This is a genomic window from Salinibacter sp. (assembly GCF_042218895.1).
Taxonomy (GTDB): domain Bacteria; phylum Bacteroidota; class Rhodothermia; order Rhodothermales; family Salinibacteraceae; genus Salinibacter.
Map to the genome: position 1 here is coordinate 1 of NZ_JBDGQQ010000117.1, position 8700 is coordinate 8700.

Annotated in this window: 9 protein-coding genes; all 9 read left to right on the plus strand. The window is 66.6% G+C overall.

All coding sequences use genetic code 11. From position 1 onward, the window contains the following. The coding region (locus tag ABEL04_RS10515; protein WP_375802348.1) for a glycosyltransferase family 4 protein at positions 1–962 on the plus strand (962 nt) is incomplete at its 5' end. After that, a complete protein-coding gene (locus ABEL04_RS10520; RefSeq protein ID WP_375802349.1) occupies positions 955–1944 on the plus strand; it encodes a sulfotransferase in 990 nt (329 codons plus the stop codon). The genes ABEL04_RS10515 and ABEL04_RS10520, both read left to right, overlap by 8 nt. An 86-nt stretch (positions 1945–2030) precedes the next feature. Further along, on the plus strand, positions 2031–3026 hold the full coding sequence (locus ABEL04_RS10525) for a CdaR family protein (RefSeq protein WP_375802350.1): 996 nt from the start codon (positions 2031–2033) through the stop codon (positions 3024–3026). A 43-nt stretch (positions 3027–3069) separates the two neighbouring features. Beyond that, complete coding sequence (locus ABEL04_RS10530) at positions 3070–3996, plus strand: hypothetical protein (protein WP_375802351.1); 927 nt, start codon at positions 3070–3072, stop codon at positions 3994–3996. Between the two features lie 49 nt (positions 3997–4045). Next, positions 4046–4747 (plus strand): DUF4230 domain-containing protein, encoded by a 702-nt coding sequence (locus tag ABEL04_RS10535; protein WP_375802352.1) that lies wholly within the window; start codon positions 4046–4048, stop codon positions 4745–4747. 140 nt (positions 4748–4887) lie between these two features. Then, on the plus strand, positions 4888–5547 hold the full coding sequence (locus ABEL04_RS10540; protein ID WP_375802353.1) for a hypothetical protein: 660 nt from the start codon (positions 4888–4890) through the stop codon (positions 5545–5547). Positions 5548–5564: 17 nt separating this feature from the next. Next, positions 5565–6242 (plus strand): histidine phosphatase family protein, encoded by a 678-nt coding sequence (locus tag ABEL04_RS10545; protein WP_375802354.1) that lies wholly within the window; start codon positions 5565–5567, stop codon positions 6240–6242. A gap of 90 nt (positions 6243–6332) precedes the next feature. Further along, positions 6333–7763, plus strand: coding sequence for an isochorismate synthase MenF (locus tag ABEL04_RS10550; protein ID WP_375802355.1), 1431 nt, complete (start codon positions 6333–6335; stop codon positions 7761–7763). A 132-nt stretch (positions 7764–7895) separates the two neighbouring features. Then, on the plus strand, positions 7896–8700 hold an 805-nt coding region (gene menD / locus ABEL04_RS10555), incomplete at its 3' end, for a 2-succinyl-5-enolpyruvyl-6-hydroxy-3-cyclohexene-1-carboxylic-acid synthase (RefSeq protein WP_375802356.1).

The following is an 8700-nucleotide window of genomic DNA, read 5'->3' on the forward strand; positions in this document are numbered from 1 at the left end:
ACGTGGAGGTGGACGGGTTCACGATGTTCGAACCCCTCCAGCGCCGCTACGACGTCTGGCACGTGCACTGGCCGGAGGACTTTCTGAGCTACCGCTCTCCGGTAGCGGCGTACTTCTACGTTACGGCCGAGCTGCTCCTCTTTGCCTGGGCCCGGCTCTGTGGTACTCGGCTCGTGTGGACGGTCCACGATCTGGGTCCCCACGAGTCCTACCATCCGCAGCTGGAGAACGTCTTCTGGCCACTCTTTCTCCCAATGGTGGATGGCATCATCAGTCTGAGTGAGACGGCCCGAGACGAAGCGTACGACCGGTTCCCGGTGCTCCGGTCGGTCCCAAGCGCCATTGTGCCGCACGGCCACTACCGCACAGCGTACCCGGACCCCGTGCCGAAGGCGGAGGCGCGGCGCCGGTTCGACCTCGATCCGGAAGCCCCCGTGGCGCTTTTCGTGGGGCGCATTCGCCCGTACAAAAATGTCGTCTCCCTCATCCGGACCTTCTGCCAGTGGGAGAACTCGGAAGCGCGCCTCGTGGTGGCCGGCAATCCCGTCTCCGACGAGCTGGCCGAGCGCACTCGGACAGCGGCCGAGGGGGACGCCCGCGTCCGCACGGATCTCCGGTTCATCGACGAGGAGGAAATACCGGTCCTCCTTGCGACCGCCGATCTCGTAGTGCTTCCCTACGAGACCATCATGCACTCGGGCTCGGCGCTGCTGGCCCTGTCGTTCGACCGGCCGGTGCTGGTGCCCGACCGCGGGGCCATGACGGAGCTCCAGGACCGGGTGGGGCCCGACTGGATGCGCACCTACGGGGGAGAGCTCACCCCGTCGGTCCTGGCCGAGGGCATGAGGTGGGCCCGCACGACCGATCGAGCGGGGCGGGCGCCGGTCGAGGACCTCGACTGGCCGCGGTTGGCCCGGCAGACTGTCGCGCTCTACCGTCGCGTGCTGGAGGCCCATGACTGAGTCGAGCACCCCCCGGCATCCGGTGTTCGTCGTGGGCATGCCGCGCTCGGGCACCACGCTGCTCAGCAGCCTGCTCGACGCACATCCCGACCTCGTGATTGCCCCGGAGACGCACTACTTCACGCGGTGCTGGACGGGGGGACGGATTGACGGCTGGGCCGAGGTTGAGCGGATGCTTGCCCGACTCGATCAACAGCCCGGCGTGCACGACATGGGGCTGGCCGAAGAAGAATGGGCCACCATCCGTGAGCGGCTCCGGGCCCTGGAGGCGCCCACGCACGGCGACATCCTCCGTGCGGTGCTCGACACGTACGCCGCGCGCTCGGACGCCCCGGCATGGGGAGAAAAGACGCCGGACCACCTCCGGACCATCCCCGAAATGGCCCGGCAGTTCCCCGGCGCTGTCTTCATCGCCATCGTCCGCGATCCCCGGGACGTGGCACTTTCCCTGCGGGCCCTGCCATGGAACCACAAGACGCTGCCGGAGCAGGCCTGGACGTGGCGCCGCTACGCCGCCCGCACGGTCCGGTACCACAAAACGCTCGGCGACCGCTTTTTCAGCCTCCGATATGAGGATCTGATTACGGAGCCGGAGGCGACACTGCGCGACGTGTGCATGTTTTTGGAAATGCCGTTTCGGGCCTCGATGCTGCGGCGGGAGGGGGAGGAGGACCGGCCCTTCGACGCCGAGCGGGAGCCCTGGAAGGAGAAAAGTGGCCGACAGATCGACCCGTCGAACCGAGAAAAATGGCGCACGCAAATGCCCGAGGCGGAGCGGGTCCTCGTCGAACGTATCGCCGGGCACTGGTTGGCGGAGTTCGGATACGCACGTCCGGCGGTGCGATGGCGACTGGCACTCGTGAGCAGTCTGCTCCGGCGTCTCGGTGAGGCCCTCTTCCAACGGGGGCGGCGCGCCCTCGAGAATCTGCGGTCCGGACGCCTGTTCAGGGACAACGCCGCGCCGCGGTGGATGGAGGACTGAGCGGGAATGTAGAACACACGGCGGGACGGCGCGTGTAGCGCATTTCCCCTTCTGGTTCTACTCTTTCGGACCGCTCACGCCCGTCCGTGACTGCCTCCAACGACTCCCAAAGCACCATCTTTTGGGATTGGCTTCGTTCCCTCTTCTCCTCCAACGGGCAGCAGCGACTAGGTGGAGAAGAGGATCGGTGGGGGGTGGTCGTCACCGTGTCGGTGCTGCTGTCGTTCATTCTGTGGCTGTCCCTGACCCTGGATGAATCCCACACTCGGCAGGTTCAACTGCCGGTGCAGGTCGTGGAGACCCCCGAGGGAAAGGCCCTCGCGGAGGTTCCCCCGTCCTCGGTCCGTGCGCAGGTGACAGGCAGCAGGTTCGACCTCATTCGTCTCCTCTACAGCCCGCCGGCCATCAAAGTGAATGGCTCCACTGGGCAAGTGAACGTCAAGGAGCAGGTTCAGCTCTCGGACGTGCAGGTGCGGAGCGTCACTCCAAGCTCGTTCACGGTAAAACTAGAACCCACACAGTCGCGGAGAGTACCCGTTCGAAGCCGTGTAGGGATTGACCTTGCTGCCGGATACAAGCTGATCGACGATCCCCAGCTTCGGCCCGACTCGGTCCGAGTACAGGGAGCCCAGTCGATTGTCAGCAACATCAATGCCTGGCCGACGGATTCGACGACGGTCACTGATCTGCAGGATACCGTCAGGGTCCAAGTGCCCCTGGCGGACACGCTCAATCGCCTCGTTGAGACGAGCACTGACGCGGTCACCCTCGTGGCGCGGGCCGGGCGGTTTTCCGAGGAAACGAAAAAAGTAAAAGTGCGGGTCGTAGGCGTGCCCTCCGGCCAGGATGTGGTGGCCCTACAACCGCCTTCGATTCGAATTCGGTACAGCGTGCTCTTCAAGCAACTGTTCGAGGCACGGCGCTCCACGGACTTCTTCGCTACCGTGTCGTACGATCAAATTCGCTCCGACACGACCGGGTACGTGACGCCCCGCGTCCACGTCCCCTCGGACTTCATCATTCGGGACGTCACCCCTGTCCCATCCCGGCTGCGCTACTACACCTTCCTGTCGGAGGAGTAGGCCTCTGGGGTCGTGTTCTCCACCGAGCTGATCCTTGCTGTTTATGCTGTTCCTGGCCCTGGCCGTGGCCTGTAGCGTCACGATCGGCGTGATCTTCAAGTACACGGGCCGACGTGACTTGGACCGCACGGCTCTTCTGACCGTGAACTATGCGGCCGCCGTGGGCGTCGCTGTGGTCCTCCTTGCGCTTGAGGGACGCTCGGTTCAGTCGGGGCTTGCACTGTCGGGGGGGCTTGTCGCGCTGGGAATCGGAACCGGGGCCCTGCTCATCGCTGGGTTCTTCGTTCTCTCGTGGGCGACGGACGTGGCCGGCATGTCGCTGGCGATTGGAGTGATGCGCGTGTCGGTCGTCATTCCGTTCCTGGCCTCGTGGCTCGTGTGGGGGGAGGTCCCGACCGTTGCGCAGGGGATGGGGATGGGCCTCGCGGCTGTGGCGTTCGCGCTTCTGGCCCACAAACGCGCCCCGGAGCCCGTGGCGGCACGCGCCCCGTCCGCGCCGCAGGGAGCGGCCGCCGTCCTACCCAGGCCCCCAGCGATCGACTGGTACACGGCCGGGGTCCTGGCCCTCACCTTTTGCCTGGGGGGAGCCGTTGACGTGTCGATGAAGGCCTTCGAAGAAGGATTTGGGGCCGCCAACAGTCAGGTGCTCTTCTTGCTACTGGCGTTCGGGGTGGCGTTCCTGATCGGGGCCGCAGTGGTGGTGCGGCAGGGCGTGCGGCAGGGGGAATGGCCCGCCGGCCAAACCGTAGCCTGGGGCGTCCTGCTCGGAATCGCCAACTACGGCTCCCTCGAGTTTCTGCTTCGGGCCATCGAGGCCCTTCCGGGTCCATTTGTCTTTCCGGCAAACAATATCGCCATCATGGCGCTCGCGGCGCTGATCGGCGTAACCGTGTGGGAGGAACGGCTCTCGCGACCCAATCAAGTCGGGCTCGGGCTGGCCAGCGTAGCGCTCGTGCTGCTCGGGCTCTGACGACGGCTCTTCTCGCGTCCTTCTGGACGACGCCCCCGCCTTGGCTCCTATGTCCTCGACACGACGGATCGGCATCGGCGTCGGAGTTCTCATCGGACTCCTCCTGGCGGCCGCCGTGGTACTTTGGCAGCAGGGACCGTCCAACGCCACCGTCCGACGGACCGTCGTCACGACGATTCAAGACGAGGCCCCGGCCTCGTTCCTCGTGACGGGCACATTGGACATGAGCGTCACCGTACGGGTCGACTCGGCGCAGTTCATCACGCCGGACTGGCTCACGACCGTGCTGGCGTATGCGCGGCCCCCTGCCCTTGCCCTCCTCCAGGGCGGGGCGGACACCAAGATTCAGGTTCCGGGAACGGTTTCCTACGGCTTCAACGTGGATTCGCTTTCCCCATCGATGGTGTCGGTGAAAGAGGGGGGAGCGGTGGAGCTGAAACTTCCCTCGCTCTCCGTCCACAGCGTAGACCCCAAGCTCACGCGTCTAGAAGTGCGGACGCGGACGAGCGGCTGGATGCAGCTATTGCCCTCCAACACTCCCGATTCAGTTCGGGCCGAAGCGCTCGCCGCCGTTGAAGAGGCGTTCCGGGACCAGGCAGAACAACGGATCGACTCTGCGACGCAGCCCCGAGTGAACACGGCCCGAGCCCTCAAGGCGACCCTGCGCCCGCCGTTGAAGGCCGCCGGCATCTCGTCACCGCGATTCCGGGTCCGTATCGGTCCGGAGTTGGTGATGCAGCCGACGGAGTGAGGACGCCCTACAGGCAGAGTGTGTAGGAGGGATAAAGCTTTCAGTTGAGATTGAAACCGCACCCCTGCCCCCGTGTACGTTCGGACGCAGGAACCGCCGGCCTTGCGGCCGAAATTCGCGAGACAAAAGCACCGCGAGGGATGTCCGGAATGCAAGACTCATCGGCCCTTCCTTACGTCGATACGCCGTACGGCATCATGACGGCAGGGGGGCGGTGGTACCACGTCACGGAAGAAGAGGTGCAAGACTACGCCGGAGAGGTGCTCGACCACGTATCCCTGGAGCAACTGCTCCGCTGGGCGGACGTTTGGGTGGAGTCGGCCGAGACGATTGTGCTCTGGGCGCTTCCTCCGATGCTTTGGGGGCTGCCCCTGGACTGGGCCGGGGGCAGTGCTTTGCTTCTTTATGTGGGATGGTCGCTCTCGAGTCCTGCCCTTCCGGGCCTGCTGGCCGTGCGGGGCATCGCGGCCCTCGATCACGTGATTGCACAGTCCGTCTACTACGTTGTCACGATGAGCGCCCTCGCCGCCGCCGGGTTGCACGGGGCGGTGGGGGTTGGGCTCGCCGGATTTGTCCTTCTGCGGTGGGACGTGCTGAGGTGGGCATCCAGATACGTGCTACGTCCCCTACAGCGAAAGCTGTATCCCCTTCCGGTAGCGGACCAAATTCTCCGCGGCCTCATTATTCGCGTCGCGCTCAAGCACCGCCTCTCGGTGCCGCACGTCCGCGAGATCACCGATGACATCCTCGACAACTGGCACGGGCACCAGGACCAAAACGACCCTCCGCACAGCAATTAGCCACACGTTTAGTCCGAATGGGCATCGACGGTACACCTTTCGTCCCGGACGACACCACGGTTTTCTACTTCGTCCGTCACGGAGAGACGGAGCACAACCGGCAAGGCATCGTGCAGGGGGGCGGGATCGATAGTGTTCTCAACGACGCAGGCCGTGCCCAGGCACAGGCCCTGGCCCAACGGCTTGGGCCGGTCGGCATTGATACCCTCTACGCCAGCACCCTCCAGCGAGCCAAGCAGACCGCCAAGCTCCTCGCTCCCCCTCACGAGCCGCTCTCCCGTACGTATCTCCGCGACCTGAATGAGATGAACTGGGGGGTGTTCGAGGGCAAACCGCCCTCGGCGGAGCGGGACGCATCGATGGAAGACGTCAAGTCTGCGTGGCGTGACGGGGCTTACGACCGGGCCATCGAGGGGGGAGAATCGATTCGGGACGTGCAGGCCCGCGCCCAGCGGGCGATTCGTCACATCGCCGCACGCGAGGAAGGCCGAACCGCCCTCGTGGTGACCCACGGTCGGTACCTGCGGGTTCTGCTCGCAACCCTTCTCGACGGCTATGGCCTCGAGCACATGCAGGAGCTCGGTCACTCCAACACCTGCGTCAATCGCGTCGTCTGCACGGGCGACCGATTTCGGGCCGATCTTCTCAATTGCACTGCTCATCTGTCGTCCGCCGGCGACGCCGCCCAGGCGTAGGGGATCGGCCCCGAACGAAGAGCACGGATACGGCGGGCCTGCCTGGCGCCCGACCGTATCGATCGCGGTCCGCGCCTTGTCATCCACAATATGCTTGACCTCGACCCCACTACCGTTCGATCCATCGATGCCGCCGAGGAGGTACGACGCGCCCTCCTGAAGCGGGTGCGCACCGCCCTCCAGGCGAGGGAGGATGGGTCCTGGATCGCCCGGCCGACCGTACCGGTTCCGGGACCGGTACGGCCCATCGACTGGATGCGGGCCCAGGACTGCTCCGAGGCGACCTACTGGTCAGGGCGGACCGACGACCGGACCGTCGCCGCGATTGGGGCGGCCGATGTGCTGGCCAGCTCGTCCGCACCAGTCGACTACGACGCCCTCCACGACCGGCTGACCGAGCGCCTTGGCAGTGCCGATTCCGCGATTCGCTACTACGGGGGGCTCCGCTTCGACGCCGCCCAGCCGCCCGCCCCGGATCGTCCCGACCGCCGGTGGGCCCCATTCGGCACCTACCGCTTCGTGCTCCCCCGGTTCGAACTGCTCGAAACCGAGGGGGAGCGGAGGCTGGCGTGCAATCTCGTGCTTCCCCGAGATGCACACCACCCCGAGGCCGTTGTGGGAGACATTGAGACGCTCGCTTTCCCTGCGCCAACGGGGCCGGCGCCCCTCCCACGCCCCTACCACCGGCAGGACGCACCGGAGCAGGAAGAATGGACGCGGATCGTCCGCTGGGCGCTCGATGCCATCAGCGGGGAGGCGCTGGACAAGGTTGTGCTGGCGCGCCGCGTGGCGCTCGCGCTTGACGACCCGATGGATCCCTTGCTCGTGCTTCGCCACCTGGAGGCGGCCACGCCGGGCTGCTATCATTTTGCCACGCGGCCCGCAGAAGGACCAGTCTTCATGGGCGCGTCCCCTGAGCGCCTGTTCCGACGAGAGGGGGAGGACGTGGTGAGTGAGGCGGTGGCCGGCACCCGTCCCCGTGGCGAGACGGCGGCCGAGGACCGCGCCCTCCGTGAAGAGCTTCTGACGAGTCCCAAGGAGCGCCGAGAGCACGCCTTCGTCCAGGACGCGATCCAGGCCGATCTCGAAGGGGTCTGCACCTCGGTCCAGGCGCCGGAGGAGCCCGACGACTTGGCCCTGGCCCGGGGCCGTCACCTTTATTCCCGGATCGACGGAACGCTCCGTGAGGATACCTCGACGGCCGACCTGCTCAAGGTGCTCCATCCAACCCCAGCGGTGGGGGGCGTCCCGACTGAGGATGCCGTGGCGGCCATTCGGGCCCAAGAGCCGTTCGATCGGGGATGGTACGCAGGGCCGGTGGGGTGGATCGGGGCGGAGGCCGCCGAGTTTGCGGTGGGCCTCCGGGCCGGGCTTGCCTGGACGAATCGAGTGGCCCTCTTCTCGGGGGCTGGCATCGTCGACGGGTCCGAGCCCCGCCGGGAATGGGACGAGATTGAGCAGAAGATTGGGGACTTTGCCGCCATCATGGGCGTGACCGGTTCTCAGAGACAGGCCGGTTGAGCTCGCCTGAGCGGTTCCGTGCGCGATCCGCACCGACACAACTGGCGCGGGCCGAACGTGCAATCATCGCGCTCATCCCGGCGGTGCGCCCCTGTCCGCCGTCCCGCTACGCAGACGAACCGTACCCCTCTTGTGCCCGACCCCTCCGTCCTCGACGCACCGAACGCCACGTATCTCTGGACTCAGCTGCTCGTGGAAGAGCTGGTCCGGAACGGCGTCGAGACGTTTTTCGTCGCGCCCGGCTCCCGATCGACCCCGCTGACCGTCGCCGTCGCCCGCCACCCGACGGCCGAAACCGTGCTGCACGTCGATGAACGAGGCAATGCGTTTGCGGCGCTGGGCGTGGGCCGCGCCACCCAGACGCCCGCCGCCTGGATCACCACCTCTGGCACCGCCGTCGCCAACGGCCTGCCCGCCACGGTGGAGGCGTCCGTGGACGGCGTCCCGCTGCTCCTCCTCACCGCCGACCGGCCCCCGGAGCTGCGCGACACCGGGGCCAACCAGACGATCGACCAGGTCAAGATTTTCGGCGACTACGTACGCTGGCAGGTGGACCTCCCGCCCCCGACCGACGAGATTGACCCAGCGTACGTCCTCACGACGACCAACCAGGCGGTTCACCGCACGACACGCGCCCCCGCCGGCCCGGTGCACGTCAACTGCATGTTTCGGAAGCCCCTGGAGCCGGTCGAGACGGAGGGATCGGTGACGGTGCCCGCTGTGGTCAAGGAATGGGCCACGGGCTCGGAGCCGTACACACAGTACCCGACGCCCGTCTCCACCCCATCGGGTCCAGAGGTGAAGGCCCTGGCCGAGGTGCTCGGCGGCACCGAGAAGGGACTCGTCGTGGCGGGCCGTCTCGACAGTGCCGCCGCGGCGGACGCCACGCAGCGCCTCGCGTCGCACCTGGGCTGGCCGCTCGTGCCCGACCTCACGT